The sequence below is a fragment of the Bradyrhizobium sp. HKCCYLS2038 genome (assembly GCF_051167655.1).
Lineage (GTDB): Bacteria > Pseudomonadota > Alphaproteobacteria > Rhizobiales > Xanthobacteraceae > Bradyrhizobium.
The window spans coordinates 765,842-791,368 of the sequence record NZ_JBNPTM010000001.1 but is presented as its reverse complement, the minus strand read 5'-3'; the positions used below and the strand labels follow the sequence as shown (position 1 = coordinate 791,368).

The following is a 25,527-nucleotide window of genomic DNA, read 5'->3' as shown; positions in this document are numbered from 1 at the left end:
CGCGGCGAAGGGCAAGCTAGCCGCCGATCGACTGCAGCTCAACCGCACGCGGCCGGCTATCCCCGTCGCCATCGCGAGGGACCGATGGGCTCGCGGCAGAGGTTGCCGCGGCCATGAAGGCCGCGAGGGCGTCGCGGTCGGCTGCGGAAACGCTCAAGCCCAGCTTGGTTCTCCGCCACAGCACGTCCTCGGGAAACCGAGCCCATTCCTTGGTCATGAGGTAGCGGACCTCCGCCGCAGTGAGCTGCGGCCCGAAGGCTTGGCCGAGTTCGGCACGGCTCCTCGCTGCGCCAAGGATGTCGGCGAGCCTTGTGCCGTACGCCCCGACGAGACGGCGCGCCTCGGCTTCGCCGAGGAAGCGCCAGCGCTCCCGCGCGTCATCGACGACGTCCTCGAAACGCTCGGCATCGAAGTCGCCGCCCGGCAACGGCGCCCCGGCGGTCCAGCGCGGCGACATCGGAAAGAACCTGGCGAGCCCCGCGATGGCCTGCTCGGCCCGATGCCGGGCCGTGGTCACGTCGCCGCCGCACAGGGTCAGAAGCGGCGCCTTGCCGCGGCCGGCCTGGAGGTTCGTCACGGCCTCGAGCCGCTCACCCTCCTGTCCGTGCTGCACCATCATGTTGGCGCCGGAGACGGTCTTGACGACGTCCGCCGGCTGGATGTCTGAGCGGAAATAGCGGTTAGCCGCCTTGCACAGATATGTCACGTCGGCAGCCGGCATGGTCACGACGGCCGGATCGCCATTGAAGCCGTGAGCGACGGTCCCGATCAGGGTGAAATCACCAGCATAGGGTTGGGCGAAGATCAGCCGCCCGTCCGAATTCTGAAACACGTAGACGGCGTCGACCTCGAACAGCTTCGGCACCACGATCTGGTTGACCTGCCTTGCGGCGACGCGCAGCGGCGGCTGGCGCAGCACCGTCTCGGCCGTCGAGACACTCCAGGCTCCCGTGGCATTGGCGAGCGCGCCGGCGGTGACGATGCGGCGATGGCCACGGTCGATGATCGCGAGGCGCCAGAGGCGGTCGCGATCGGCACGGATGCAGCGGGCGCCGGTTCGGATGGCCGCGCCGCGTTCGGCTGCATCGAGCGCGGTCACTACCACGAGGCGGGAGTCGTCGACCACGCAGTCCGAATATTCGAATGCCGTGCCGATCGGGCGCTTCAGCGCGTCGCCGATCGGATGATGCGTCACGTCGAGCGTCGTCGCGGATGGCAGCCGCCGGCGTGCCGCGAGCCGGTCGTAGAACCAGAGTCCGGTCCTCAGCTGCCAGTGCGGACGCTCATTGGCGTGGGCGGGAATTGCAAAGCGGATCGGACGGACCAGATGCGGCGCGATGCCAAGCCAGATGTCGCGCTCGGCGAGCGATCTGCGCACGCGCAGCAGGCTGCGTCGTTCCAGCGCGGCGAGATCGCCATGCACCAGCCGGGATGTCGCCGACGAGGCGGCATGACCAAGGTCGCCTTGCTCGAGCAGGATCACGCGCAGGCCACGGCCCGCCGCATCACGCGCCAAGCTGACGCCGTTCAGACCCCCACCGATGATCGCGAGATCGTAGTCCGCCATGCGCCAAATCTTCGAGCGTGTCAGGACGCACGATCGTAGACCTGCATAGATGATTCTCGTAGTCGCCGCGTCTGTGAGTCAGCGGATAATTTCGCGCTGTTGCGCGGCAGCCTCTGACCGCAATCCTACGGTCAGCCGGTCTTGCGCACGGACTCCACGACGTCGTCATGCGCACGGCCGACGACGCCGTCATATTTGGCGATCGGCAGCGGCTTGCCGAGCAGATAGCCCTGAACCGAATCGCAGCCCTGCTCGGCGAGGAAGCCGAGTTGCTCCGGCGTCTCGACGCCTTCGGCGACGATCGACATGTTCATGCCGTGGCCGAGACCGATCACCGCACGAATGATCGCTGCCGACTGTGGATTGCGGCCGAGATTCATGACGAAGGCGCGGTCGATCTTGATCTTGTCGAACGGGAACGCCTGCAGATAGCTCAGCGACGAGTAGCCGCTGCCGAAATCGTCCATCGAGACACGGACGCCCAACGCCTTGAGGCGGCGCAGCAGCGAGACACCGCGATCGAAATCCTCGATCAGCACGCCCTCGGTGATCTCGAGCTCGAGCCGGCCCGGCGACAGGCCGGTCTCGAGCAGGATCGAATGCACCAGAGCAACCAGATCGCCGTGAACGAACTGGGCCGGTGACAGGTTGACCGCGACCTGCAGCGGCTTCGGCCAGGACGCGGCCTCGCGGCAGGCCTCGCGAAGGATCCACTCGCCCATCTCGACGATCAGCCCGCTCTCTTCCGCAAGCGGAATGAAGTCGCAGGGCGGCACGAAGCCGCGCACCGGATGCTGCCAGCGCGCCAGCGCCTCGAAGCCGATGATCTCGCTGGAGTCGACGGTGCGGCCCGAGCTGGCCTGCGGCTGGAAGTACAGCGACAGCTCGCCATGCTTGATCGCAACCGACAGCTCCTGGTGCAGAACGCGGCGGTCGCGGATCTGCTGGTCCATCTCGGGCTCGTAGAAGGTGATGCTGCCGCGCGACTTGGCCTTGGCTCGGAACAGCGCGGCGCCGGCATTGGCCAGCAGCGACGCGGGATCCGAGCCGTTGTGCGGGAATACCGAGATGCCGGTGGTGAGCGCGGTGCGGATCGACTTGCCGTCGATCTGGAAGTCGACGGCGATGGCTGCCGCGAGCTGTTCGGCGAGCGCCCGGCCGGCCTCCGGCTGCTTGCCGTCGATGATCAGCCCGAACTCGTCGCCGGACAGACGCGCTACCACGCCGCCGCGGGAGATGTGGTGCACCCGACGGGCCACCTCGATCAGGAGCTTGTCGCCGATCGCGTGGCCGAAGACGTCGTTGACGTCCTTCAGGCCCTTCAGGTCGATGTTCAGCACCGCGAATTCTTCGTCGGTGTCCCGGCACGCGTCGATCATCTGGCTCAGCGCCTGCAGGAAGGCGGCACGGTTCGGCAGATCGGTCAGGCCGTCGTGATAGGCCATATGCGCCATCCGCGATTCGGTCTGGCGCCGGTCCGTCACATCCTCGTAGGTCTTGATCAGATATTGCGGATCGCCCGCATCGCCTAGCACCGTCACGCGCCGGGTCAGGAACAGCCGCAGGCCGTCCTTGGTCGAGATCGGATGCTCCTCCGTCATCAGGCTGCGCTTCCTGATGGCGGCCTCGTCGCGCGCCATGATCAGCCGGGCCTCGCGCGGATTGAAGATGTCGGCTGCGGTCAAGCCGGTCGCATCCTCGCGCTTGCGATTGAGGATGATCTCGGCGCTGCGGTTGGCGAGCAGATAACGGCCGTCCTTGGCACTTTCGACGATCAGGGACACCGGGATGTTGTCGACGACGAGTTCCAGGAACCTCTTGGTGTTCTCAAGCTCGAGACCGAGCGATCGCCGCTCGGTTGCATCGTCGAACAGCGCGATGAGGAACTGCGGCTCGTTCTTGTCGTTGCGCGCGACGACCCGGTGGGCCTCCAGGATGCGCTTCTCGTCGCCGCGCTGGACCACCAGCTCGCTGCGACAGGTGGTGCCGGGCGTCAGTATCGCTTCGTGATCGGCGGCCCTGATATCGGCGGCGGTCTCGTCGCCGAACAGGTCGCTCGGGCGCTTGCCGATGATCAGCTCGCGCGGCATCTGCGCGAACTGCTCGAACGCCCGGTTGGCGAAGATGTAGCGGCCGTCCTCGATGTTCTTGGCCGCGACGCAGACCGGAACCTGGTCGACCACCGATTCGAGGAACTGCTTGGTCGAGGCGAGCTCGCGCTCGAGCCTCTGCTGCGCCGTGCAGTCCTCATGGATGCCGATCGAGCCGCCGGTCGGCAGACGGATGATCTGGGCGCGCACGGTTCGCCCGTTGGCCAGCTCGATCAGGCAGCCATCCGGCTCCTGCGCCTGCCGCGCGTACTCCTCGACCGACAGTTTCAGCACGCCGCGCTGACGCTGCAGCTCGACGAGACCCCGCCCAGTGCAGCCGGGCGGAATGTCGGCCCGGGTCATGCCGTAGATCTCGAGCAGGCGCTGGTTGTAGAAAATGACGCGATTGGAAGGGCCGGTGAGCATCACCCCCTGGCTGAGATTGTTCAGCGCGGAGCTGATGAAGGCATTGCGCCGCAACTGGGCGCGCTTGGCGCGCCGCAAGGCCGAGAGGATCCAGATCACGACCGAGGCCAGAAAGGCACAGACCACGACGCCCGCGATCAGCACCTTCCACAGCACGTCCGCCTCAACGGCACCGAGATCGCCGGACGACGAGACATCGGCCATGGCGGCCCAGGTGGCGGCCCAGGCCCGCGTCGACCCCGCCGACAGCGCGCCTGCGGTGACCATCGAGGCCGCAACGACCCGTGCAGAAAACGCGTTTCTGCCGCTCGTCTGCCATTTGTTGCCAGCCATCAATCACCCGCGGTATTCGAGGGTATTGTCTGGCCTGCACATGTTGGGATCGGGTAAACGGGTTCCGCAAATTGCGCAAAACGCAAAGCAAATTCCGTCAATGATTGCCTATGATGAACGCTTTGCTAAGCGGTGGCATGCTGCAGGCCTCGGTTTCGCCCACCAGGGATTGTAGCGAGCGATGGCTTCTCCAAATCGTTTCAGGATTGCGCATGGATAAAGTGGATTGCGTCGTCGTCGGCGCGGGCGTGGTCGGACTGGCCGTGGCCCGCCAGCTGGCCAAGGCGGGGCGCGAGGTGATCGTGCTCGAGGCGGCCGAGGATATCGGCACCGTCACCTCGTCGCGCAACAGCGAAGTCATCCACGCCGGGATCTATTACAAGGCCGGCAGCCTGATGGCCCGGTTCTGCGTCAGCGGCAAACGCCTATTGTACCGCTACTGTGACGAGCACGGCGTGCCCTATCGCAACTGCGGCAAGCTGATCGTCGCAACCAATCCGGCCGAGACCGACAAGCTGCAGGGGATTCGCGCCCATGCGGAGGCGAACGGCGTCGAGGGCATGCGGCTGTTGTCCGGCGCCGAGGCGCGGGCCATGGAGCCGGCCCTGGCCTGCGAGGCCGCGCTGCTGTCAGCGTCCACCGGGATCCTCGACAGCCATGCCTACATGCTGTCGCTGCGCGGCGAGATCGAGGACGCCGGTGGCGCCTTCGCTTTCCACACCCCCCTGCTGCGGGCCAAGGCATCCGGCGGCGCGATTGAGGTCGACGCCGGCGGCGACCAGCCGATGACGCTCTCCTGCCAGCTGCTGGTCAATGCCGCCGGCCTGAATGCGCCGGCGGTGGCCCGCCTGATCGACGGCATGCCGCCGCAGCTGGTGCCGACCGCCTATCTGGCCAAGGGCAACTACTTCAGCTGCAGCGCCAAGGCGCCGTTCGCACGGCTGATCTATCCCGTGCCGGAGCCCGGCGGCCTCGGCGTCCATCTCACGCTCGATATGGCAGGCCAAGCCCGCTTCGGCCCGGACGTCGAGTGGATCGATCACATCGACTATACGGTCGATCCCGGCCGCGCCGCACGCTTCTATCCGGCGATCCGCAAATATTGGCCGACGTTGCCCGACGGTGCGTTGATGCCGAGCTACTCCGGCATCCGGCCGAAGATCGTACCTCCGGCCGTGGCGTCGCAGGACTTCGTGATCCAGGGTCCACGCGATCATGGCGTGACCGGACTGATCAATTTGTTCGGAATTGAATCACCCGGACTGACGTCGTCGCTTGCGATCGCCCATCATGTCGGCGAGGTCGCAGCGAATTGAAGGCCACGTTCCAGACCTCCGACGACGCAAAGACTTAGTTCAGCGCGGGGGCTGGGATGGGCTTGTCACCATCCCAGCGCGAGCGCTCATCCGGCTTGTTGGTAGGATCGTGTCGACAGAGATGCGTCAGGATCCCGTACGATAAACATTCAGTGAATAGTTTCGCTCGTGACTTGTCTCAAGCGCTCGATCTCGTCCTTCACCATCAGCTTGCGGCGCTTCAACTCGGCAATACGCAGGTCGTCAGTCGACGGATGCACGAGAGCTTCATGCAATTCGTTTTCAAGAACTTTATGCTTACGCTCCAGTTCAACGAGATGCGCCTGAAGGGCCATTCGAAACCTCCTCGGTAGGTGAACCTGAGATTCGACCAGGGATAGCGAGTGTACACGAGTGGCTTGACCTGTCGATGGGGCCAAAAGACCGCACATGCAAATTTGAGCACGGTGTGTAATGAAGCGTGAGCAGAAGCGGACGAATCTAAAACCGATGCAAACTTGAAATTCACGGGACAGCCGCGCTGATCAATGCATCTCGGCTTGCGCTCGAGGTTCGCAAGCGCAATATTTGCGACCTCCCGCCGCAAGCCTTCCCACTTCCTTCCGCTTTTTTGCTATCATAGATCATGGCTGACCAAGACGAGCGCGAACTGCAGGCCGAACTCGCACGCCTGCAGCAAGAGCACCGTGACCTCGACGCGGCGATTGACGCTTTGCATCAATCGCCCGCTCCTGATTTGTTGCGGCTGCAACGGCTGAAGAAGCGCAAACTGTCCCTCCGCGACCGCATCGCCTTCATCGAAGATCAGATCACCCCCGACATCATCGCCTGACAAAGAGCGTCAGCGGTTTTGACCATTGCGTTTGCAACCCGTGAAATGCGCGTGGATGGCTCGAACGCGACTTGACATATCAGGAACAAAAAGAGAACATTCAGTCATCTCAGTCCCCCAAAGGATGGTTCTGATGTCTGCCTCGTTCTCTCCGCAAGACCGCTTGTACGAACAGGCCTGCGATCAGGCCATTGCGATGTGCGACGGAAATCTGCGCTCCACCATTAAGGCGCTGATCATGGCCAACGAATATCTCGAACTGGAACTGCAGGAGTTGCGCATGGCCGTCTCGTGCGGCTGCATGCCGAATGAGGCGCAAAGCAGCGCGGCCTGAGGACACGCCGAGGCGATCTAGCAGTTGCAACTCCGCGCCACCACAGGAGGAGCGCGCATGCCTGACGTCACCTACTACGTTGCGATGGCGTTCAAGCGGGACGAATCCGGGGAGTTGATCGCGGGCGCGGCAGAGGAGTGCCAGAGTTCTGCGACCGCACTGCGCCGTGCCGAGGCGATGTCGCGGCTGCCCGACAACATCGGCGCAGTCGCCTTCAGCCGCAGCGGAGATCCGTTGATGGGCGAGTTCAACGACGCTCGGCTGCTGCACAAGTTCGGCCAATTGCCAGACGATCTCGGCCAGCTGTGATCGCGTGCAGGTGCTGAGTGGGGGTGTGAGATGCTCGATCTCGTCTCCTGTTGCCCGCGACGATAGTTTGTGTGAATCGTAGCTCGGGTCTGCGGGGGACCCGCTTGCCTGGACGACCGCGAACGGGGCCGATCGATGCGCTGTCAGCTGCCGTGGGTCGGAAAACGAAACTCGCTCCTTCGCTGCGCCTTGCGGATGTACATCGCACGGTCGGCTTCCTCCAAGGCACGCACGGGATTGACGCGCTTGTCCAGCAAGGCCACTCCGGCAGATGCACCGGCGCGGACCGTCTGGTCGCCAAACGTGAAGCTCAGGCGATCGATCGCTTCCTCCAGCGCGGCGGCCTTGACGCGTGCATCGGTCTCGCTGAGGTGCCAGAGCAGTACGCCGAACTCATCGCCGCCCAACCGTCCGATCACATCGGACAGACGGACCTCCTCAGCGAGAACCCGCGCGACCGCCTTGAGCACCTCGTCACCTGCGGCATGCCCGAAGGTGTCGTTGATCGGCTTGAGGCGATCGACGTCGAGGACCACCAGGGCGCCGGTAGCGTCGTAGCGTTTGATGAACGCGATCGAACGGTGCAGCTCGCGGGCAAAGCCGCGCCGGTTGAAGATGTCGAGCAGGAAATCGCGCTCCGCGGTCGCCGTCAGTTCCTCGATCCGGGTGTGCGCGATGGCGAGCTCGGCCTTTAGGCGCCGGATCGCCTGCCGCGCGCCGGCCGGTGCGGAACCCGGGCCCGGCGCACGCCGTCCCAGTGGTCCCTTGCGGTGGTAGCGGGATCGGCGCCGGCCGGCTGACGCGGCCATCTTCATGCGCTTCTTTTTCATCCCACCCCTCACCCCGCCGTCATTTTGGCTTGCCGGGCCAAACCAAGTCAGGATAGTCCATTTAGACCTCCATGCCATGGTTTGCCGCTGTCGGGACCGATCCTATACTCCGGCCCATGCTTCTGGATTCCCGAGACGAATTGAGTTCATGACCGCCCCGATCGCCATCATCATGGGAAGCCAGTCGGACTGGGATACCATGCGCAACGCCGCCGAGACACTCGATGCCCTGGGCGTGAGCTATGACGCCCGCATCGTGTCAGCGCATCGCACCCCGGACCGGCTGTACGCTTTTGCCAAGGGCGCCAAGGCTGCCGGCTACAAGGTCGTGATCGCCGGTGCCGGCGGCGCGGCCCATTTGCCCGGCATGACGGCATCCCTGACAGAACTGCCCGTATTCGGCGTTCCCGTCGAATCCAAGGCCCTGTCGGGGATCGACTCGCTCTATTCCATCGTGCAGATGCCGGCGGGCATTCCGGTGGGAACCCTCGCCATCGGAAGGTCCGGCGCGATCAACGCCGCGCTGCTGGCCGCCAGCGTGCTGGCGCTGTCAGATCCGGCGCTGGCCAGCCGCCTCGCGGCGTGGCGACAGGCCCAGACCAACGCAATCGCCGAACGTCCGGAGGGCACGGCGTGACCGGGTCCAATCGGGTCAAGCTCAAGCCCGGCGACACCATCGGCATTCTCGGCGGCGGCCAGCTCGGCCGCATGCTGGCGCTGGCCGCCGCCCGGCTCGGGCTGCGCTGCCAGGTGTTCTCGCCCGACCCGGACTCGCCGGCCTTCGACGTCGTCCTGCATGCGACCTGCGCCGAATACGCCGACGTGGAGGCGCTGGAGCTGTTCGCCAACGACGTCGATGTCGTCACCTACGAGTTCGAGAATGTCCCCTCTGCTGCCGCCCTCGTGCTGGGCGCGCGGCGTCCGGTGTTGCCAAGCCGGTCGTCGCTCGAGACCACCCAGGACCGCCTGACCGAGAAGGATTTCGTCACCTCGCTCGGCATCCGCACCGCCAACTACGCCGACGTCTCGTCGGTCGGAACGTTGCGCGAGGCGATCCTGCGGATCGGCTTGCCGGCCGTGCTGAAAACCCGCCGCTTCGGCTATGACGGCAAGGGTCAGGTGAAGATCCAGCAGGGCGACAATCTCGAGCGGGTTTGGGCCGAGCTTGGCACCAAGTCGGCCATTCTGGAGGCTTTCGTGCCGTTCGAGCGCGAGATCTCGGTCGTTGCGGCGCGGGCTGCCGATGGTCAGGTCGAATGTTTCGACGTGACCGAGAACGAGCATCGCGATCACATCCTCAAAGTGTCACGCGCGCCGGCCGCCATTCCGGATGCCCTTGCCGACGAGGCCCGCGATATCGCGAGCCGGATCGCGACCGCGCTGGACTATGTCGGGGTGCTCGCGGTCGAAATGTTCGTGGTGTCAAGCGGCCCCACTCCGGGCGTTCTGGTCAACGAGATCGCTCCCCGCGTCCACAATTCCGGTCACTGGACGCTCGATGGGGCGTCGATTTCGCAGTTCGAGCAGCACATCAGGGCGATCGCGGGCTGGCCGCTCGGCAAGCCGGTGCGCCACGGCGACGTCACCATGACCAACCTGATCGGGGACGAGATCGACAGCTACGAGCAATGGCTCCCGGTTCCCGGTGCGACCGTCCATCTCTACGGCAAGGGCGCCGCTCGCCCGGGCCGCAAAATGGGTCATGTGACCCAGGTCGCCCCGTTTGCGCCGGCCAAAAAACCGCGGTCCTGAGCGTTAATCTTTCGGCCAAAGCCCGGCACCGGGTGGACAGCCCTGGTGTTGTCTGATACACGGGCGCCCTCAAGGTTAAGGGCGCGGCCTTCTGCCAGCCCTGGCTTTCACCAGATTTCAAACCGATAGACTGAGAAAGAGGATGCCGCGTGCAGGTTCTCGTTCGCGATAACAATGTCGATCAAGCCCTCAAGGCGCTCAAGAAGAAGATGCAGCGCGAGGGCATTTTCCGCGAGATGAAGCTCCGCGGCCATTACGAGAAGCCCTCTGAGAAGAAAGCCCGCGAGAAGGCCGAAGCCGTGCGCCGTGCGCGCAAGCTGGCCCGCAAGAAGCTGCAGCGTGAAGGCCTGCTGCCGATGAAGCCGAAGCCGGTGTTCGGCGCTGGCGCAGGCGGCGACCGTGGCGGCGCTGGCCGTGGTCCGGGCGCTGGTGGCCCTCGCCCCGGTGCGCCGCGCTGATCTGCCACTTCGATTGTAGAACTCTGAAAACGCGGGCCCTGGGCTCGCGTTTTTTCGTTTTGGGCCTTGTTGAACTACCGAACTTCGGCGTCGCGCCGATCGCACGCGCCTCGAGGTGACGGCCTCTCGATCGCGCTGCAGAGGCCTCCCGCTGAAAACAAAAAAGCGGCAGACCAACGGTCTACCGCTTCGCGGGGAACGCCAGATCGCGTCCGATCTACTTCGGAAGCACCGAGTGGAAAACCGACTTGGCCGCAGACACCATGTCGTGCGCGACGTTGGACATCTGATCCTTGATCGACGGATCAGCCCTGTCGGCACGCAGGTCGAGCGGACGCAATTGCTGCGCGGGAATCTCTGCCGGTGGCGTCGGACGGCCATCGGGCTGCAATGCTCCGGTGTAGCTCGGGCTCGTCGCCGACGGCATGGCGAAGCCCTGCTCGGCCGGCGGCGCTGATACCGTGACCGGCGGCGGTAACGGGCGAACCGGCGACACCTGGGGCGCCATTGTCGCGATCCGCGGCGGTTCGCCGGCACCGCGAGCCGAATCGTTCGCGGACTTGTCTGCAGCCGTCTTTCCGGCACTTTCGCTCGCACGCAGCCGCTCAATCGCAGCGCGGGCGAGATCAGCGGCGTCGCGGCGATCCTCCGGCTGGGTCGCCGGCGCCTCGGTCTGCGTTCCCCGAGAAATCAACTTCTCACGCGCCGACACGGCACGTCGCGGGGACTTCTCCTCGGCGGGAAGGCTCGCCGTCTCGGTCGGCTTCACGTCAGCTGCCTTCTCGGCAGCCTTGTCGGCTAGCGACTTCTCGGAGACCCCCTTGGCCTTGATGCCCGGGGCCGGGATGTTGGACACCTCGGCGGACGTTTCGGCCGGCTTGGCGGCAGCCTTGGAGTCTGCCTTGAGATCCGCCTTTGCCTCCAGCTTCGCAGGGTCCGTCCCCTTAGCTGAAGACTGGGGCGTATCGCCCTTGGAAGCGTCGCTCTTGGAGCCCGTGATCTTGGCATAGGCCGCAGACGCCATGGCTGCCACGGTCGATGGCGGCGAGTCGGGCTTGGTATTGATGTAGTGATTGACGATGTAGGCCCCGATGATGGTGGCCACCACCGACGGGATGATCTCCATGGCGAACTTTGTGAGATATTTCAGCATGCTGACCACTCCCGCGCGGTATTTGCGGGAACTTTGAGGCACAATTAAGGGACCATTCCCCACCTTCCGAGGCTCGCCACCTGCAACGCACACAAGCGCGCGGCCGCCGAAAGTCGTTGTTCTGAAAGCCTTTGGAACGCGAGCCGTGCGGCCGTTCAACATCACAACGGCGCTGCAACAGCACTCCGGATCGCCGGCTCAAGATACCACAATCAGCGGCATCCCGGTAAACAATTGGTTACGGCTTCAATTCAACTTCCAGGAAAACGATCTCGGAACCGGTCTCGTTCAGCACATCGTGTTCGACGCCGGCTTTGCGGAAGTAGGATTTTCCGGTTGCGAGCTGCGCCTTGGTGCGTTCGCCCGACGGCGCCACGATCGTCATCTCCCCCGCGGTGACGGGCACGATGACATAATCCATCTCATGAATGTGGCGGCCCGTCGCGCTGCCGGGCGCCAGCCGCCACTCCGTGACGCGGACCTCGGGCGTGTCGACCTGGACGTCGGATTGGGCGCTGAGCATGGGGACCTCGCAGGAAATCAGGGCACGAAGAGCAGGAAAAGGAATATCGCGAACACCACCATGTGCACCAGCCCGAACAGGATGTTCGTCCGCCCGGTGCCGAAGGTCAGCATGCTCAGAATGAAGGTCAGCACCAGCAGCACCATTCCCTGCGCATCGAGCCCGAGCACGAGCTGCTTCTGCAGCGCGTAGGCGGCGACCGCGACGGCCGGGATGGTGAGGCCAATGGTCGCGAGCGAGGACCCCAGCGCCAGGTTGATGCTCTTCTGCAGGTCGTTGGCGCGCGCCGCGGACAGCGCGGCCACGCTCTCTGGCAGCAGGATCAGCAGCGCCACCAGCACACCCGCCACGGCGGGCGGCGCGCCGGTCGCCGCGACTCCGGCATCGACGACCAGAGAGAATTTCTTGGCAAGAAGCACCACCGCGAGCAAGGCCAGCAGCAGCAGCCCGACGCTGAGCAGGAGCTGCCGCCGTGGCAGGCGGACGTCGTCATCGCTGAAGCCGGCCGCGCTGCCGACGAAGTAATCCCGGTGCCTCGTGGTCTGGGTGTAGAGGAACACCGCGTAGAGGAGGATCGTGACGACACTGACGAAGGCGAGCTGGGCCGCCGAAAACATCGGTCCCGGCGAGGTCAAGGTGTAGTTCGGCAGCACCAGCGTGATGGTGGCCATCGTGAACAGCACGCTGAGATAGAGGTTGACGCCGGAGAGCAGGAAATCCTGCTCGCGATAGCGCAGCCCGCCGATGAAGACGCAGAGGCCGACGAGGCCGTTGCAGACGATCATCACGACGGCGAAGACCGTATCGCGCGCCAGCGCCGGCGCCGCCTTCTCGCCGAGCATGATGGTCGCGATCAGCGCCACTTCGATGATCGTCACCGCCAACGTCAGCAGCAGCGTGCCGAACGGCTCGCCGATCTCATGCGCGATCACCTCGGCGTGATGGACCGCCGCGAACACCGTGCCGAACAGGATGATCAGCAGCACGACAGCAAACACCAGCCCGGCCGCCGACGGTGTGAAATCGTAATGCGCCACGGTGACGGCCGCGACCAGTGCGACCGCCAGGCCCGGAAAGATCACGGATGATGCCGGCGTCGCGCTCTTCACCCTCATGAATTGGTCCTCAATCCCTGTTCCGCCCGACTATGCGCGATGGCGCGGCGATCGTCACCCGCCCCCGGCGATCGTCCGCCGCGGGACGGCTCACGAGTGCCGGCGATCAGATCAATGGGAGCTGAGCAGCGGGTGGATGGGCAGCAGGGTCAAGAGCACGAACAGCGGAATCATCACGGCGCCCGCCGCCAGCATGTAACCGAAGAAGCTCGGCATCTTGATGCCGCGCTCATTGGCAATGGCCGCAACCATGAAGTTCGGAGCATTGCCGATATAGGTCAGCGCGCCCATGTACACGGCGCCCATCGAGATCGCCGCCAGCGTTCCCGAGAGCTCGCCCATCAGCGCCTTGGGATCGCCGCCCGCCAGCTCGAAGAACAAGAGGTAGGTCGGCGCATTGTCGAGAAAGGCCGACATCAAGCCGGTGAACCAGAAATAGGCCACCTCGCGCGGCGCGCCGGCCGGTGTGGTCACGGCATTCAGCAGCCAGCCGAACGCGCCTTCATGCCCGGCATTGAGTATCGCGATCACCGGCACGATGGCCGTGAAGATCGCCGCGAACAGTTTGGCGACCTCGCGGATCGGCTCCCAGTTGAAGCCGTTGGCTTGGCGGTGCTCGTCAGGCGTCAGCCAGAGCGACAGGCCGGCGATCACGATCAGGAGGGCGTCGCGGACCAGGTTCTGCAGCTCCATATGCGTGCCCACGATGTCGAAGGAGACGCCAGGCTTCCACGTGGCTGACACCAGTGTGTTGGCGACGATCGCGGCGATCAGGACGATGTTGATGAGCCCGCGAATCCGCACCGGCTCTCCCCTGCCCTGCGAGGCCGACGGCTTCTCCGCGCGAAAGCGCCACGCATCGACGGCGGCAAAAATCACGAGCAGACACCCGGCGACGATCGCGGTCTGCAGCCAGATGTTGCGCGTGGTCCAGAAGAAGTCGACCCCGCGCAGGAAGCCGACGAACAGCGGCGGGTCGCCCAGCGGGCTCAAGGCTCCGCCGACGTTGGCAGCGAGGATGATGAAGAAGATCAGCACATGCACGTTGTGCGGCCGCGCCAGATTGGCGCGGATCAGCGGTCGCACCAGGATCATCGCGGCGCCCGTGGTGCCGACCACGCTCGCGATGATGGTGCCGAGTGCCAGGATGGCCGTGTTGGTCGCCGGCGTTCCCCTGATGTCGCCGGTCACCAGGATGCCGCCCGCGACCGTATAGAGCGCGAACAGCAGCACGATGAAGCTGAGATATTCGGCGAGCAGTGCGTGGATGAAGGCCGCGGCTGCGGCCGCGGGTCCGGCCTGCCAAGCCAGGGCGGCCAGCGTCACCAGCGCCCATGAAGCGGCGATCTTGCCGTAGTGGTGATGCCAGAAGCTGGCGAACAGCAGCGGCCCGAGCGCAATCGAAAGCAGCAATCCCGCAAACGGCAGCGCGAACGGCCACGACATCGCGGCACCGTTCAGCTCGGCGGCGCTGGCCTGGATCGGAAGACATGCAAAACCAACGACGGCCAGGAGCAGAGCCGGCCATCGTGAGACGTGGGCACTACGGGTCGTTGATGAAACTCTTTGCCTTATCCGTCGCACCAAAAAGATCCAGATCGTTATGGCCGCCCTCGGGAAACCGTACGAAGCGCTTGGGGTCATGCGCAAGTGCGAACAATCGTTCCCCGAAGCGGCTTGAGATCGCAGGATCCTTCGCCCCGTGCATGATCAAAAGCGGCACATGCACCTTGGCGATGCGTTGGTCCGAATGGAAGCGATCGCGCATCAGCAGACTGACGGGAACCACCTTCAACATCTCCGAGGCGACATCGACAGTCGACGTGTACGGCGCTTCGAGGATCAGCTTGGCGATGGGATGCTCGGCGGCAATGGCGGTCGCCACGCCGCTGCCGAGCGAGAAGCCCCAGACGACGATGCGTGCGGCATCGTAACGCTCCCGCGTGAATGCATAGGCGGCTGCGGCATCCTGAAGCAGGCCGGTTTCGCTGGGGCTGCCGCTCGATCCCGCGTAGCCGCGATACGACAGCGCGACGAGGCCGGTGCCGTCGGCGGTGATCGCCTTGAAGCGTGAGACCACGCCGGCGAGGAAGTCGCCGTTCCCCGGAAAGTACAGGACAACCTTGCGGCCGGGCTGCGCCGGGACGTGCCAAGCGATGATCTTCTCACCGTCTGCCGATGTCAGCACATGCTCTTCAGCCTGCGCAAATCCCGCCAAAGCCGGCGGCGTGCGGCCGACCGGCGGGATCGGAAACAGCATGGCGCGCTGGCGGGCAAACAGCACGGCAAGAGCGGTGACATAGACTGCCACCAGGACGATCAGGAGCCATTTCAGGATCGTCATGGCTCCTGCTGGTCTCGCCTACATCGCCTTGACGATGTTCTCGGTCATCTTCTTGGCGTCGCCGAGCAGCATCATAGTGTTGTCGCGATAGAACAGCGGATTGTCGATGCCGGCATAGCCCGAGGCGAGCGAGCGCTTGATGAACATCACGGTGCCGGCCTTCCAGACCTGCAGCACCGGCATGCCGTAGATCGGCGAGGTCTTGTCCTCTTCCGCCGCCGGATTGGTGACGTCGTTGGCGCCGATGACGAAGGCGATGTCGGCCTGGGCGAACTCGGAGTTGATGTCCTCGAGCTCGAACACCTCGTCATAGGGCACGTTGGCTTCGGCGAGCAGCACGTTCATGTGGCCGGGCATGCGGCCCGCAACCGGATGAATCGCGTACTTCACCTCGACGCCTTCCTTCTTCAGCGTGTCGGCCATCTCGCGCAGCGCGTGCTGGGCCTGGGCGACCGCCATGCCGTAACCGGGCACGATGATAACCTTGGAGGCGTTCTTCATGATGAAGGCCGCGTCGTCGGCCGAGCCGAGCTTGGCCGGCTTCTGCTCGCCCGTGCCTGCGCCCGCAGTTGCCGTCTCACCGCCGAAACCGCCGAGGATGACCGAGATGAAGGACCGGTTCATCGCGTGGCACATGATGTAGGACAGGATCGCGCCGGACGAGCCGACCAGCGCGCCGGTGATGATCAGCGCCGAATTGCCGAGCGTGAAGCCGATGCCGGCGGCCGCCCAACCCGAATAGGAGTTCAGCATCGAGATCACGACCGGCATGTCGGCGCCGCCGATCGGGATGATCATCAGCACGCCGAGCGCCAGCGCCAGCAACGTGACCATCAGGAAGTCGAAGCCGCCGCCGGTCATCACGAGGCGGACGACGAAGAACACCAGCGCGACAGCGAGCGCAATGTTGATGAGATGGCGCGCGGGCAGCATGATCGGTGCGCCGCTCATCCGTCCCGACAGCTTCATGAAGGCGATCACCGAGCCGGTGAACGTCAGCGCGCCGATGGCGACGCCGAGCGACATCTCGACCAGGCTCTGCGGATGGATGTTGCCGGGCGTGCCGATGTCGAAGGCTTCCGGCGCAAAGAACGCGCCCGCGGCAACCAGCACCGCGGCCATGCCGACCAGCGAATGGAACGCCGCGACCAGCTCCGGCATCGCCGTCATCGGCACCCGGCGCGCGATGACCGCACCGATACCGCCGCCGATCGCGACGCCCAGGATCACCAGGATCCAGGCCACCGCATCCGCCGGCGGATGGCCGGCGAGTGTGGTGACCACCGCGATCGCCATGCCGGCCATGCCGAAGAAATTGCCCTGGCGACTGCTGGCCGGGCTCGACAGCCCGCGGAGCGACAGGATGAACAGCACACCCGCCACGAGATAAAGGAGTGCCGACAGATTGGCGTTCATTGCAGATGCCCCGTTGTGCCTGTCATCCCGCGTCGTGCGGCGTTGTTAAGCGACGTTGTTATTTGGACTTCTTCTTGTACATCGCGAGCATGCGCTGGGTGACGAGGAAGCCTCCGAAGATGTTCACGCAAGCGAAGATCAGCGCGACGAAGCCGAACGCCCGCGCCAGACCGCTGCCGCTCGACAGCATGGGAACGCCGACCGCGAGCAGCGCGCCGACCACGATCACCGAGGAGATCGCATTGGTCACCGACATCAGCGGCGTGTGCAGGGCCGGCGTCACCGACCACACCACGAAATAGCCGACGAACACCGCCAGCACGAAGATCGACAGCCGGAAGACGAAGGGGTCGACGGCTTGGACGACATGTTCCATGGCTTTGCTCCTCAGGCCTTGGGCTGGAAGTTCGGGTGGACGATGGCGCCGTCCTTTGTCAAAGCCGTGGCCTTGACCAGTTCGTCGTCCCAGTTCACCGCCAGCGTCTTCTCCTTTTTGTCGATCATCGTCTCGATGAAGGAGAACAGGTTGCGGGCGTAGAGTCCCGAGGCCGAGGCCGGGACACGGCCTGCCAGATTCGGGAAACCGATGATCTTCACGCCGTCGATGTCGACGATCTCGCCAAGCTTGACGCCTTCGACGTTGCCGCCGCGCTCGACCGCGAGATCGACCAGCACGGAGCCGGGGCGCATCGACTTCACCATCTCCATGGTGACCAGCCGCGGCGCCGGGCGGCCCGGGATCAGTGCGGTCGTGATGATGACGTCCTGCTTCTTGATGTGTTCCGCCGTCAGCGCCGCCTGCTTGGCCTGGTACTCCTTGGACATTTCCTTGGCGTAGCCACCGGCGGTCTGCGCGTTCTTGAACTCCTCGTCCTCGACGGCGAGGAACTTGGCGCCAAGGCTCTCGACCTGCTCCTTGGTGGCCGGACGCACGTCGGTCGCGGAGACGATGGCGCCCAGCCGGCGCGCGGTCGCGATGGCCTGCAGTCCGGCGACGCCGACGCCCATGATGAAGACCTTGGTCGCCGGCACGGTGCCGGCTGCGGTCATCATCATCGGAAAGGCGCGGCCGAACGCCTCGGCGCCTTCGATGACGGCGCGGTAGCCGGCGAGGTTGGCCTGGCTCGACAGCACGTCCATCACCTGCGCGCGGGTAATGCGTGGCATCAGCTCCATTGCGAAGGCCGCAATCCCGGCATCGGCCATCGCCTTCAGGGCTGCGTCGTTGCCGTAAGGGTCCATGATCGCGAACACCAGGGCGCCGCGGCGGTAATTGGCGAGCTCAGAGGCCTCGGGCCGCTTCACCTTGATGATGATGTCGGCGTCCTTGAGCGCATCCGCGCTCACGGTCGCGCCAGCCGCCGTGAACTCCGCATCCGGCACGCCGGACTTGATGCCGGCGCCGGGCTCGATCGCGATCTCGGCGCCCAAAGCCTTGAACTTCTTCACCGTATCGGGAGAGGCGGCGACCCGCGGCTCCAACGGGTCGATTTCCTTGGCGACGGCAATCTTCATGAGGCCTCCGGCGCGAATGCGCGCGCGAGCTTTAAGGGCGGGACGTCTATTGTCTTCAGCAGGCAGCCTTGACAGCGCTCAGCTGAAAGCCCGCCGACGGTCACGCCAGCGGGCCGAAAACGACATTAGGCGAGGAAAATAGCCATCAAGATGACGATGAGGCCGACACCGATCGTGCCGTACTTCACCAGCGCGATGAAGCCCTCATAGGTTGCTTCATGCGCCGCGTAGTCGTTGCCGTCAGCCGTCGAGTAGGCGATCTGGCCATGGTCTGCCATCGGGGTCCCCCAGAGAGAGTATGCTTTGTTAAGGTCGCATACCCCAAAGCCAATGCAAGGGCAACGGCTGGCATGCAAGGCAGTTTTATCGGTTTTTCCGATCGACCTATTGGCGAGGCCAATTGTCACGGATCCAGCGCGTCAGGCTGGCCTCGCTGACCTCGCCGGCGGCGAGGGCGAGGATTATCGCAGCCGCCTGAGCAGGGTCCGGTGCAAATGCGATTTCGTTTCTGCGCAGAAATGTCATCATCGCCATGATGGCGATGCGCTTGTTACCGTCGACGACGGCGCGGTTCTTGGCCAACCCGAATGCATAGGCGGCGGCAAGCTCCGGCAGTGTCGCCTGCTCATAGCTCCATTTGTTGATGGGTCGCTCCAGGGCCGAACGCAGCATTCCTTCGTCGCGCAGTCCAGGCGCACCGCCGAAGCGGCGCAGCTGTCGCGCATGGATAGCGATGGCCTGCTCGTAGGTGATCCAGAGCGGCTCCTGCTGCGCGCTCATTTGGCGAGCGCGGCAAGCGTATCGCGATACTCATCCATGAGCTCGTCGGCGATCTCCATCGTCCGATCGAAATCCGGATCATAGGGAAGCGCCTGGAAGCCACCGCCGGGCAGTTCCACGATATGCAACTGCTGACCTCGCTTGAGATCGAGCCGCTGCATCAACTCGCGCGGGAGGAGGAGCCCGTCGGAATTGCCGATTTTCTTGATCTCGATCTTCATTGAGGCTCGTTCAAAAGCAAGGAGGCGCGTTGTACAAATGTATAACGCGCCCCACGATCCGTTCAACAAGTGTTTTACACCCCTACCCCATCGCCTCCAGCTCGTCGATCATGCCGGCGATCACCGACAGGCCGCCGTCCCAGAACTTGGGATCCTTGGCGTCGAGCCCGAACGGCTTGAGCAGCTCGGAATAGTGCTTGGTGCCGCCGGCCGCGAGCATCGCAAGATAGCGCTCGGCGAAGCCCTCGGCGGCATGCTCGTAGACGGCATAGAGCGAGTTCACGAGACAGTCGCCGAACGCGTAGGCGTAGACGTAGAACGGCGAATGGATGAAGTGCGGGATGTACATCCAGAAGTTCTCGTAGCCCGGCTTGATCTCGATCGCCTCGCCGAGGCTCTCGGTCTGAACCGACATCCAGATCTGGCCGAGCCGCTCGGCGGTCAGCTCGCCGTTCTTGCGCTCGGTGTGCACGGCGCGCTCGAACGAATAGAACGCGATCTGCCGCACCACCGTGTTGATCATGTCCTCGACCTTGCCGGCGAGCAGCGCCTGGCGCTGCTTGCCGTCGCGGGTCTCGGACAACAGGCGCTTGAAGGTCAGCATCTCGCCGAACACGCTCGCGGTCTCCGCCAGCGTCAGCGGCGTCGGCGCCATCAGCGCGCCGTTCTTCGCCGCCAGCACCTGATGCACGCCGTGGCCGAGCTCATGCGCCAGCGTCATCACATCGCGCGGCTTGCCCTGGTAGTTCATCAGCACATAGGGATGTGCCGACGGCGTCGTCGGATGCGAGAACGCACCGGGCGCCTTGCCGGGCCGCACCGGCGCATCGATCCAGCTCTGGTCGAAGAAGCGCTGCGCGATGTCGGCCATCTCGGGCGAGAAGCCGCGATAGGCTGTCAGCACCATGCTCTTGGCTTCGGGCCAGGCGATCGTCGCATTAGCGGCGAAGGGCAGCGGCGCGTTGCGGTCCCAATGCGCGAGCTTCTTCTTTTTGAACCAGCGCGCCTTGAGGTGATAGTAGCGGTGCGACAGCTTCGGATAGGCTGCTCGCACCGATGCCACCAGCGCATCGACCACCTCGCGCTCGACGCGGTTGTTGAGATGCCGCGAGTCCGCGACATCCTGGAAGCCGCGCCAGCGGTCGGAGATGTCCTTGTCCTTGGCGAGCGTGTTGGTGATCAGCGCGAAGGTGCGCTCATTGGCCTTGAAGGTCTTGGCCAGCGCTTCGGCAGCCGCCTTGCGCTTGGCACCGTCGCGGTCCTGCAGGAAACTGAGCGTCGGCTCGATCGCGAGTTCCTTGCCGCCGACCTGGAAGCGCAGACCCGCGATGGTCTGGTCGAACAGCCGGTTCCAGGCGGAATAGCCGGTCTGCGACTTCTCGTGGAACAGCTGCTCGACGCGATCCTCGAGCTGATAGGGCTTGTCCTTGCGCAGATCTTCGATCCACGGCCGATAGTGGCCGAGCGCCGGCGTCTCCATCGCACGCTCGATCACCGCGTCGTCGATGCGGTTGAGCTCCAGCGGAAAGAACAGCAGATGCGTCGACGCGGAAGTCAGCCGCTCGGAGATGTCGCCGTAGAACTTCGAGATTGCCGGGTCGACGCTGTCGCCGGCATGCGCGAGCCCTGCGAACGAGCCGAGCCGTCCCGCGACATCGTCGATTGCTTCGTAACGACGCACCGCTCCTGCGAGCCATTCGCCGCCTTCTTCGCGCGCGACATGCTCGGCGAGCTTGCCCTTGTAGTCGGTCTCAAACGCGACGCATTCGGCGTCCATCGTCGCGAGATCGTGAGCGATCTCCGGCGCGTCGATGCCGGTATAAAGGTCGCCGAGATTCCACTCGGGCAGCGCACCGATGCCGGCCTTTGCCGTGACCGCTTTCTTCGCCGGCTTGGCCGACGATTTGGCTGCTGCACCACGCGCGGTCTTCGAGACTGCAGGCTTGGCCTTGGATGCCGGCTTGGCCGCGGACTTCTTGGCCGGCTTGGCTTTGGAATTGGCGGCTTTGGAAGAAGGAGCGGATCTGGTGGGCTTGCGAAGGGCAGAAGAGGCGCGCGAGGTCATCGGATGGGTAACCTGTTGTTCGAACGTTTATCCCGATCAGCGAGGTTTAAGGTTGCGTTAATCGGCGTCGGCGAGAGTGCCCCGATTCGAGACAGATAGTCGTAGCGTGCAAGGAAAGCCATGGCTGCCAGCATTTTGATTGCCGATGATGATCCGGTCCAGCGCCGGCTGGTGGAGAACATGGTGCAGAAATGCGGCTACGAAGCGATCGTCGTCGAGACCGGCGACGCCGTGATCGAGAAGCTGACCCATCCCGATGCCGGTCCGATCGATGCCATCGTGCTCGACCTGGTGATGCCCGGCCTCGACGGCATGGGCGTGCTTTCCAAGATGCGCGAGGCCGGAATCGCGATTCCGGTGATCGTGCAGACCGCACATGGCGGCATCGACAACGTGGTCTCCGCGATGCGCGCCGGAGCGCTGGATTTCGTCGTCAAACCTGTCGGAATGGAGCGGCTGCAGGTCTCGCTGCGCAATGCGCTCAATACCTCGGCGTTGAAGGGTGAGCTGCAGCGCATCCGGCACAGCCGTGAAGGGCGGCTGACCTTCTCGGACATCATCACCCGCGCCGAAGCCATGACGCCGATCCTGCGCATCGCCGAGAAGGCCGCGGCCTCGTCGATCCCCGTGCTGATCGAAGGCGAATCGGGCGTCGGCAAGGAGCTGTTCGCCCGCGCCATCCATGGCACCAGCGAGCGCAAGACCAAGCCGTTCGTCGCGGTCAATTGCGGCGCGATCCCGGACAATCTCGTGGAGTCGATCCTGTTCGGCCACGAGAAGGGCGCATTCACCGGCGCGACCGAGCGTCACATGGGCAAGTTCGTCGAGGCCCACGGCGGCACGCTGTTCCTCGACGAGGTCTCTGAGCTGCCGCTGACCGCGCAGGTCAAGCTGCTCCGCGCGCTGCAGGAAGGCGCCGTCGAGGCGGTCGGCGGCCGCAAGCCGGTGAAGGTCGACGTGCGCATCATCTCGGCGACCAACCGCCGGCTGCTGGACCGCGTCAAGGAAGGTCATTTCCGCGAGGATCTGTTCTATCGGCTGCACGTGCTGCCGCTGACGATCCCACCGCTGCGCGCGCGCCGCGAGGACATTCCTCACCTGCTGCGGCACTTCCTGGCACGGTTCGCGGCGGAGGAGAATCGGGCGGTCTCGGGCATTGCCGGCGAGGCCGTGGCCTATCTGGCCAATCTCGACTGGCCCGGCAACATCCGCCAGCTCGAGAACGCCGTCTACCGCGCGGTGGTCATGAGCGAGGCCGACCAGCTTGGCGTGGCCGATTTCCCCCTGATTCCCACGCATGCGCCGCCGGTCGAGCCGGCGCCGCCGCTCACGGTGGACCGGCCGATGTCGTCGCTTCCCGCCATGGTGCCGGGTAGTGAAGTACCCATCGCACCCTTGCCGTCTCACGGAAGCCTGCCGCTGCTGACCGCCGGTGGCGAGGTGCGGCCGCTCGAGGAGCTGGAGCACGAGATCATCCGCTTCGCCATCGCCCACTATCGCGGCCAGATGTCGGAGGTGGCGCGGCGTCTCAAGATCGGACGCTCCACCTTGTACCGCAAGCTCGATGAAGCCAACGGCGAGACGCCCACCACGGAGAGCCCGCCGCTTGGCTGAGACGATTGTGTCAGAGACATCGTTGCGCTCGGCTCATGTCCGAAAAATGCCGCAACACCGCGCAACGATAGAACCTCTGAACCGTTGCCTTGCGGTGACAGACAAAGGAAAAGACGCGTGGCACAAACGCACGATCGGTTTGGCCGGGGTTTCCCAAGAGTCAGTTTGTCGTGAGTTGTCCCGTGTGGCGCTGGCCGCAGAAGTGGGGCTTGAGTACCGTTTGAGCGTGATTCTTTGCGTGAAAGCGTGACCCATTCTCACAGGCGGGTACTCGAGCCGAAGCCGGCGGGCAGAAGCGACCTTGTTACCGACCCTGTTCCTGGCGGAACAGAATCATCCGAGGGATTGACGATGCGAGATTGTGTGACCACCCGCGGCGGATATGACCGGGTGCTTATGGCCGTTGCGGCAGCCTTCCTCGCGATGTCCTCGACCGCGGCCCTCGCTCAGGGCGACACGCCGCGCAGCGCTGCCGACTTGGCCATCGATGCGGCAGTCCCGATCCCTGAGCCTGCCAACGTGCCGCCGCCCACCGCCAGCGATTTCAAGTCCGACACGACCGCGACCGTCTCGCCCAGCCAGGCCAGGGCACCCGAACCGACCAAGCCCGTCGACTCCGCCGCGGCACCGGCGGCCGATCCGGCCAAGAACGTTGCAAACCCCGTTGCAAACCCGCCGGCAGCGGCCCCGGCCACTGCGACCGCCCCCGAGCCTGCGAAGGATCCCGTCAAGGCGGCGAGCAACGTTCCTGCGGCGGACCAGCCGGTTGCAGACCGGCTGCGCGACCTGATCGCCACCAAGGGTCAGCGCTATTTCGATCGCAAGGCGGAGCGCGCGGCAGTCGAGAAGTTCTACACCGGCCGCGACTACGCGCCGATCTGGACACAGGCCGGCAACCTGACCCCGGCCGCCAAGGGCGTGATTGCCCGGCTCAAGGACGCCGCTGCCGACGGCCTCAACCCCGCCGACTACCCGGTGCCCGACTTCGCCGCCGCCGGCTCGGCGCCTGACGCGCTCGCGGAGGCCGATCTCAGGCTCACCGAGAGCATGATGGACTACGCGCGTCAGGCCCAGAGCGGCCGGATGCACTGGTCACAGGTATCCGCCGACATCCAATATCCCGAGCACCCGATCGACCCGAACGAGGTGCTCGCCAACGTGACCGGGGCGAAGAACGCCTCCGCGGCCCTTGAGGGCTACAACCCGCCGCACAAGCTGTACAAGCTGCTCCGCGCCAAGCTCGCCGAGCTGCGCGGCGGCCAGGATGGTCCCCCGATCGTCATCGACGACGGCGAGCCGCTGAAATACACGCCGGCCCGCGGCAAGAATGCGCCAGAGGCCGAGGCGCAGATGTCGGACCCGCGCGTGCCGAAGCTGCGCGCCAAGCTCGGCATGACCGAGAACCTCGACGACATCCGCTACGACGCCAAGGTTGCCGCCGCAGTCCGCAAATTCCAGGACAGCGTCGATCTCAAGCCGACCGGCGTGCTCGACGACCGCACCGTGAAGGCGCTCAACACGCCGAAGCGCGACAAGCAGATCGACACGATCGTCGTCAACATGGAGCGCTGGCGCTGGCTGCCGCGTGACCTCGGCGCGCCCGCGATCGGCGACGCCTATGTGATCCTGAACGTTCCCGACTACACTCTGAAGGTGATGCAGCACGGCGCCCAGGTGTGGACCACCCGCGTCGTGACCGGCAAGCCGGGCCAGCATGCGACGCCGCTGCTCAGCGAGACAATGAAGTTCATCACCGTCAATCCGACCTGGAACGTGCCGCCGTCGATCATCTACAACGAGTATCTGCCGGCGCTGCAGCAGGATCCGACCGTGCTCGACCGCATGGGATTGCGGCTGGAGCGCGCCCGTGACGGCTCGATCCACATCTCGCAGCCGCCGGGCGAAGCCAATGCGCTCGGCCGCATCCGCTTCAACTTCCCGAACAAGTTCCTGGTCTATCAGCACGACACGCCCGACAAGAACCTGTTCGCGCGCGACGAACGCGCCTTCAGCCATGGCTGCATGCGCGTCCAGTATCCCGATCAATACGCGTCGGTGCTGCTCAACCTGACCATGCCGGGCGAGCGCTACACGCCCGAGCGCATCCGCAGCATGTACGGTTCGAGCGAGATCGACCTGAAATTCCCGACGCCGATCCCGGTCAACATCACCTACCAGACCGCCTTCGTCGACGATGCCGGCAAGCTCCAGCTCCGCAAGGACGTCTATGGCCGCGACGCGGCCATGATCTCGATCCTCAAGAACAGCCGCGGCAAGGATCTCGAGAACGTCGTCGCCCACGCGCAGCCGAACTATTCACGGCCGAAGGGACCGCTGCCGAACGCGGTCAACGTCAGCGACAACAGCTTCTCGTCAGGCCCCTCCTCCGGCCCCAACTTCTTCGAACGTCTGTTCGGTGGTGGCGGTCAGCCGACCCCGCCGGCCCCGGTCGGACGCCCGGCACGGCGGGTCTTCACCCGCTGATCAGGGCTTCGGCCCAACCTGAAATTTCGATGACAGATCAAAGACCTCGC

At 64.9% G+C, this 25,527-nt stretch carries 27 protein-coding genes; 11 read left to right on the top strand and 16 right to left on the bottom strand.

Annotation, left to right across the window (positions count from 1 at the left end):
- Positions 1-16: 16 nt before the first annotated feature.
- Together ACQR1I_RS03575 and ACQR1I_RS03570 are read right to left on the bottom strand one after the other, a co-directional pair.
- Positions 17-1,567 carry a glycerol-3-phosphate dehydrogenase gene (locus ACQR1I_RS03575; protein ID WP_434865792.1) on the bottom strand — a complete coding sequence of 517 codons (1,551 nt, stop codon included), beginning with the start codon at positions 1,565-1,567 and terminating at the stop codon, positions 17-19.
- Between the two features lie 131 nt (positions 1,568-1,698).
- Positions 1,699-4,287 (bottom strand): sensor domain-containing protein, encoded by a 2,589-nt coding sequence (locus ACQR1I_RS03570; protein WP_434865791.1) that lies wholly within the window; start codon positions 4,285-4,287, stop codon positions 1,699-1,701.
- Between ACQR1I_RS03570 and ACQR1I_RS03565 the strand changes: the two genes are divergently transcribed.
- Positions 4,286-4,591 carry a hypothetical protein gene (locus ACQR1I_RS03565; RefSeq protein WP_434865790.1) on the top strand — a complete coding sequence of 102 codons (306 nt, stop codon included), beginning with the start codon at positions 4,286-4,288 and terminating at the stop codon, positions 4,589-4,591. The genes ACQR1I_RS03570 and ACQR1I_RS03565 overlap by 2 nt on opposite strands.
- A 37-nt stretch (positions 4,592-4,628) precedes the next feature.
- Positions 4,629-5,732 carry an NAD(P)/FAD-dependent oxidoreductase gene (locus tag ACQR1I_RS03560; protein ID WP_434865789.1) on the top strand — a complete coding sequence of 368 codons (1,104 nt, stop codon included), beginning with the start codon at positions 4,629-4,631 and terminating at the stop codon, positions 5,730-5,732.
- Positions 5,733-5,881: 149 nt separating this feature from the next.
- On the opposite strand, the gene ACQR1I_RS03555 is transcribed toward ACQR1I_RS03560, so the two are convergent.
- Positions 5,882-6,067 carry a YdcH family protein gene (locus tag ACQR1I_RS03555; protein WP_434865788.1) on the bottom strand — a complete coding sequence of 62 codons (186 nt, stop codon included), beginning with the start codon at positions 6,065-6,067 and terminating at the stop codon, positions 5,882-5,884.
- Positions 6,068-6,357: 290 nt separating this feature from the next.
- On the opposite strand from ACQR1I_RS03555, the gene ACQR1I_RS03550 reads away from it, so the two are divergent.
- From ACQR1I_RS03550 to ACQR1I_RS03540, 3 genes are all read left to right on the top strand, one after another.
- Complete coding sequence (locus ACQR1I_RS03550; RefSeq protein ID WP_041751032.1) at positions 6,358-6,564, top strand: YdcH family protein; 207 nt, start codon at positions 6,358-6,360, stop codon at positions 6,562-6,564.
- 133 nt (positions 6,565-6,697) lie between these two features.
- A complete protein-coding gene (locus ACQR1I_RS03545; protein ID WP_434865787.1) occupies positions 6,698-6,898 on the top strand; it encodes a hypothetical protein in 201 nt (66 codons plus the stop codon).
- A 57-nt stretch (positions 6,899-6,955) separates the two neighbouring features.
- On the top strand, positions 6,956-7,207 hold the full coding sequence (locus tag ACQR1I_RS03540) for a hypothetical protein (RefSeq protein ID WP_434865786.1): 252 nt from the start codon (positions 6,956-6,958) through the stop codon (positions 7,205-7,207).
- A gap of 143 nt (positions 7,208-7,350) precedes the next feature.
- On the opposite strand, the gene ACQR1I_RS03535 is transcribed toward ACQR1I_RS03540, so the two are convergent.
- Complete coding sequence (locus ACQR1I_RS03535) at positions 7,351-8,022, bottom strand: GGDEF domain-containing protein (RefSeq protein ID WP_434865785.1); 672 nt, start codon at positions 8,020-8,022, stop codon at positions 7,351-7,353.
- A gap of 163 nt (positions 8,023-8,185) precedes the next feature.
- Here ACQR1I_RS03535 and purE point away from each other — a divergent pair, with 163 nt between their 5' ends.
- The 3 genes from purE to rpsU all read left to right on the top strand — a co-directional run bounded on the left by purE (position 8,186) and on the right by rpsU (position 10,247).
- Positions 8,186-8,674, top strand: a complete 489-nt coding sequence (gene purE / locus ACQR1I_RS03530) for a 5-(carboxyamino)imidazole ribonucleotide mutase (RefSeq protein WP_434865784.1) — start codon at positions 8,186-8,188, stop codon at positions 8,672-8,674.
- Positions 8,671-9,789 (top strand): 5-(carboxyamino)imidazole ribonucleotide synthase, encoded by a 1,119-nt coding sequence (locus ACQR1I_RS03525; RefSeq protein WP_434865783.1) that lies wholly within the window; start codon positions 8,671-8,673, stop codon positions 9,787-9,789. Before purE ends, ACQR1I_RS03525 begins: the two co-directional genes overlap by 4 nt.
- 149 nt (positions 9,790-9,938) lie before the next feature.
- Positions 9,939-10,247 (top strand): 30S ribosomal protein S21, encoded by a 309-nt coding sequence (gene rpsU, locus ACQR1I_RS03520; RefSeq protein ID WP_434865782.1) that lies wholly within the window; start codon positions 9,939-9,941, stop codon positions 10,245-10,247.
- Between the two features lie 217 nt (positions 10,248-10,464).
- Here the strand turns inward: rpsU and ACQR1I_RS03515 are convergent, their stop codons facing one another.
- The 12 genes from ACQR1I_RS03515 to ACQR1I_RS03460 all read right to left on the bottom strand — a co-directional run bounded on the left by ACQR1I_RS03515 (position 10,465) and on the right by ACQR1I_RS03460 (position 21,379).
- On the bottom strand, positions 10,465-11,400 hold the full coding sequence (locus ACQR1I_RS03515) for a hypothetical protein (protein ID WP_434865781.1): 936 nt from the start codon (positions 11,398-11,400) through the stop codon (positions 10,465-10,467).
- 238 nt (positions 11,401-11,638) lie between these two features.
- Entirely contained in the window at positions 11,639-11,923 is a 285-nt protein-coding gene (locus ACQR1I_RS03510) for a cupin domain-containing protein (protein ID WP_434865780.1), read from the bottom strand.
- A 17-nt stretch (positions 11,924-11,940) separates the two neighbouring features.
- Positions 11,941-13,038, bottom strand: coding sequence for a calcium:proton antiporter (locus ACQR1I_RS03505; protein WP_434865779.1), 1,098 nt, complete (start codon positions 13,036-13,038; stop codon positions 11,941-11,943).
- 111 nt (positions 13,039-13,149) lie between these two features.
- Entirely contained in the window at positions 13,150-14,484 is a 1,335-nt protein-coding gene (locus ACQR1I_RS03500) for a sodium:proton antiporter (protein ID WP_434865778.1), read from the bottom strand.
- A 97-nt stretch (positions 14,485-14,581) separates the two neighbouring features.
- Positions 14,582-15,382 carry an alpha/beta hydrolase gene (locus ACQR1I_RS03495; protein ID WP_434865777.1) on the bottom strand — a complete coding sequence of 267 codons (801 nt, stop codon included), beginning with the start codon at positions 15,380-15,382 and terminating at the stop codon, positions 14,582-14,584.
- 18 nt (positions 15,383-15,400) lie between these two features.
- Entirely contained in the window at positions 15,401-16,798 is a 1,398-nt protein-coding gene (locus tag ACQR1I_RS03490; RefSeq protein ID WP_434865776.1) for an NAD(P)(+) transhydrogenase (Re/Si-specific) subunit beta, read from the bottom strand.
- A 58-nt stretch (positions 16,799-16,856) separates the two neighbouring features.
- Positions 16,857-17,174 (bottom strand): proton-translocating transhydrogenase family protein, encoded by a 318-nt coding sequence (locus ACQR1I_RS03485; protein ID WP_172109941.1) that lies wholly within the window; start codon positions 17,172-17,174, stop codon positions 16,857-16,859.
- A gap of 11 nt (positions 17,175-17,185) precedes the next feature.
- Positions 17,186-18,313, bottom strand: a complete 1,128-nt coding sequence (locus tag ACQR1I_RS03480) for a Re/Si-specific NAD(P)(+) transhydrogenase subunit alpha (protein ID WP_434865775.1) — start codon at positions 18,311-18,313, stop codon at positions 17,186-17,188.
- A gap of 125 nt (positions 18,314-18,438) precedes the next feature.
- A complete protein-coding gene (locus ACQR1I_RS03475; protein ID WP_434865774.1) occupies positions 18,439-18,591 on the bottom strand; it encodes an aa3-type cytochrome c oxidase subunit IV in 153 nt (50 codons plus the stop codon).
- 106 nt (positions 18,592-18,697) lie between these two features.
- Entirely contained in the window at positions 18,698-19,093 is a 396-nt protein-coding gene (locus tag ACQR1I_RS03470; protein ID WP_434865773.1) for a type II toxin-antitoxin system death-on-curing family toxin, read from the bottom strand.
- Entirely contained in the window at positions 19,090-19,314 is a 225-nt protein-coding gene (locus ACQR1I_RS03465) for an AbrB/MazE/SpoVT family DNA-binding domain-containing protein (protein WP_434865772.1), read from the bottom strand. The genes ACQR1I_RS03470 and ACQR1I_RS03465 overlap by 4 nt, the downstream gene beginning before the upstream one ends.
- An 82-nt stretch (positions 19,315-19,396) precedes the next feature.
- Entirely contained in the window at positions 19,397-21,379 is a 1,983-nt protein-coding gene (locus ACQR1I_RS03460; RefSeq protein ID WP_434865771.1) for a M3 family oligoendopeptidase, read from the bottom strand.
- Between the two features lie 120 nt (positions 21,380-21,499).
- Here ACQR1I_RS03460 and ACQR1I_RS03455 point away from each other — a divergent pair, with 120 nt between their 5' ends.
- The 3 genes from ACQR1I_RS03455 to ACQR1I_RS03445 all read left to right on the top strand — a co-directional run bounded on the left by ACQR1I_RS03455 (position 21,500) and on the right by ACQR1I_RS03445 (position 25,477).
- Positions 21,500-22,993 (top strand): sigma-54-dependent transcriptional regulator, encoded by a 1,494-nt coding sequence (locus tag ACQR1I_RS03455; protein WP_434865770.1) that lies wholly within the window; start codon positions 21,500-21,502, stop codon positions 22,991-22,993.
- A complete protein-coding gene (locus tag ACQR1I_RS03450) occupies positions 22,986-23,243 on the top strand; it encodes a hypothetical protein (protein WP_434865769.1) in 258 nt (85 codons plus the stop codon). Before ACQR1I_RS03455 ends, ACQR1I_RS03450 begins: the two co-directional genes overlap by 8 nt.
- Before the next feature lie 146 nt (positions 23,244-23,389).
- A complete protein-coding gene (locus ACQR1I_RS03445; RefSeq protein WP_434865907.1) occupies positions 23,390-25,477 on the top strand; it encodes a L,D-transpeptidase family protein in 2,088 nt (695 codons plus the stop codon).
- The last annotated feature ends 50 nt before the right edge of the window (positions 25,478-25,527 follow it).

Coding starts and splice junctions, on each gene's coding strand:
- ACQR1I_RS03485 (WP_172109941.1), bottom strand. CDS start 17,174: ATGGAACATGTCGTCCAAGCCGTCGACCCCTTCGTCTTCCGGCTGTCG.
- ACQR1I_RS03560 (WP_434865789.1), top strand. CDS start 4,629: ATGGATAAAGTGGATTGCGTCGTCGTCGGCGCGGGCGTGGTCGGACTG.
- ACQR1I_RS03500 (WP_434865778.1), bottom strand. CDS start 14,484: ATGTCGTGGCCGTTCGCGCTGCCGTTTGCGGGATTGCTGCTTTCGATT.
- ACQR1I_RS03545 (WP_434865787.1), top strand. CDS start 6,698: ATGTCTGCCTCGTTCTCTCCGCAAGACCGCTTGTACGAACAGGCCTGC.
- ACQR1I_RS03575 (WP_434865792.1), bottom strand. CDS start 1,567: ATGGCGGACTACGATCTCGCGATCATCGGTGGGGGTCTGAACGGCGTC.
- ACQR1I_RS03535 (WP_434865785.1), bottom strand. CDS start 8,022: ATGAAGATGGCCGCGTCAGCCGGCCGGCGCCGATCCCGCTACCACCGC.
- ACQR1I_RS03515 (WP_434865781.1), bottom strand. CDS start 11,400: ATGCTGAAATATCTCACAAAGTTCGCCATGGAGATCATCCCGTCGGTG.
- ACQR1I_RS03460 (WP_434865771.1), bottom strand. CDS start 21,379: ATGACCTCGCGCGCCTCTTCTGCCCTTCGCAAGCCCACCAGATCCGCT.
- ACQR1I_RS03510 (WP_434865780.1), bottom strand. CDS start 11,923: ATGCTCAGCGCCCAATCCGACGTCCAGGTCGACACGCCCGAGGTCCGC.
- ACQR1I_RS03445 (WP_434865907.1), top strand. CDS start 23,390: ATGGCCGTTGCGGCAGCCTTCCTCGCGATGTCCTCGACCGCGGCCCTC.
- ACQR1I_RS03495 (WP_434865777.1), bottom strand. CDS start 15,382: ATGACGATCCTGAAATGGCTCCTGATCGTCCTGGTGGCAGTCTATGTC.
- ACQR1I_RS03565 (WP_434865790.1), top strand. CDS start 4,286: ATGGCGGCCCAGGTGGCGGCCCAGGCCCGCGTCGACCCCGCCGACAGC.
- ACQR1I_RS03470 (WP_434865773.1), bottom strand. CDS start 19,093: ATGAGCGCGCAGCAGGAGCCGCTCTGGATCACCTACGAGCAGGCCATC.
- ACQR1I_RS03475 (WP_434865774.1), bottom strand. CDS start 18,591: ATGGCAGACCATGGCCAGATCGCCTACTCGACGGCTGACGGCAACGAC.
- ACQR1I_RS03570 (WP_434865791.1), bottom strand. CDS start 4,287: ATGGCCGATGTCTCGTCGTCCGGCGATCTCGGTGCCGTTGAGGCGGAC.
- purE (WP_434865784.1), top strand. CDS start 8,186: ATGACCGCCCCGATCGCCATCATCATGGGAAGCCAGTCGGACTGGGAT.
- ACQR1I_RS03505 (WP_434865779.1), bottom strand. CDS start 13,038: ATGAGGGTGAAGAGCGCGACGCCGGCATCATCCGTGATCTTTCCGGGC.
- ACQR1I_RS03540 (WP_434865786.1), top strand. CDS start 6,956: ATGCCTGACGTCACCTACTACGTTGCGATGGCGTTCAAGCGGGACGAA.
- ACQR1I_RS03555 (WP_434865788.1), bottom strand. CDS start 6,067: ATGGCCCTTCAGGCGCATCTCGTTGAACTGGAGCGTAAGCATAAAGTT.
- ACQR1I_RS03490 (WP_434865776.1), bottom strand. CDS start 16,798: ATGAACGCCAATCTGTCGGCACTCCTTTATCTCGTGGCGGGTGTGCTG.
- ACQR1I_RS03550 (WP_041751032.1), top strand. CDS start 6,358: ATGGCTGACCAAGACGAGCGCGAACTGCAGGCCGAACTCGCACGCCTG.
- ACQR1I_RS03455 (WP_434865770.1), top strand. CDS start 21,500: ATGGCTGCCAGCATTTTGATTGCCGATGATGATCCGGTCCAGCGCCGG.
- ACQR1I_RS03465 (WP_434865772.1), bottom strand. CDS start 19,314: ATGAAGATCGAGATCAAGAAAATCGGCAATTCCGACGGGCTCCTCCTC.
- ACQR1I_RS03480 (WP_434865775.1), bottom strand. CDS start 18,313: ATGAAGATTGCCGTCGCCAAGGAAATCGACCCGTTGGAGCCGCGGGTC.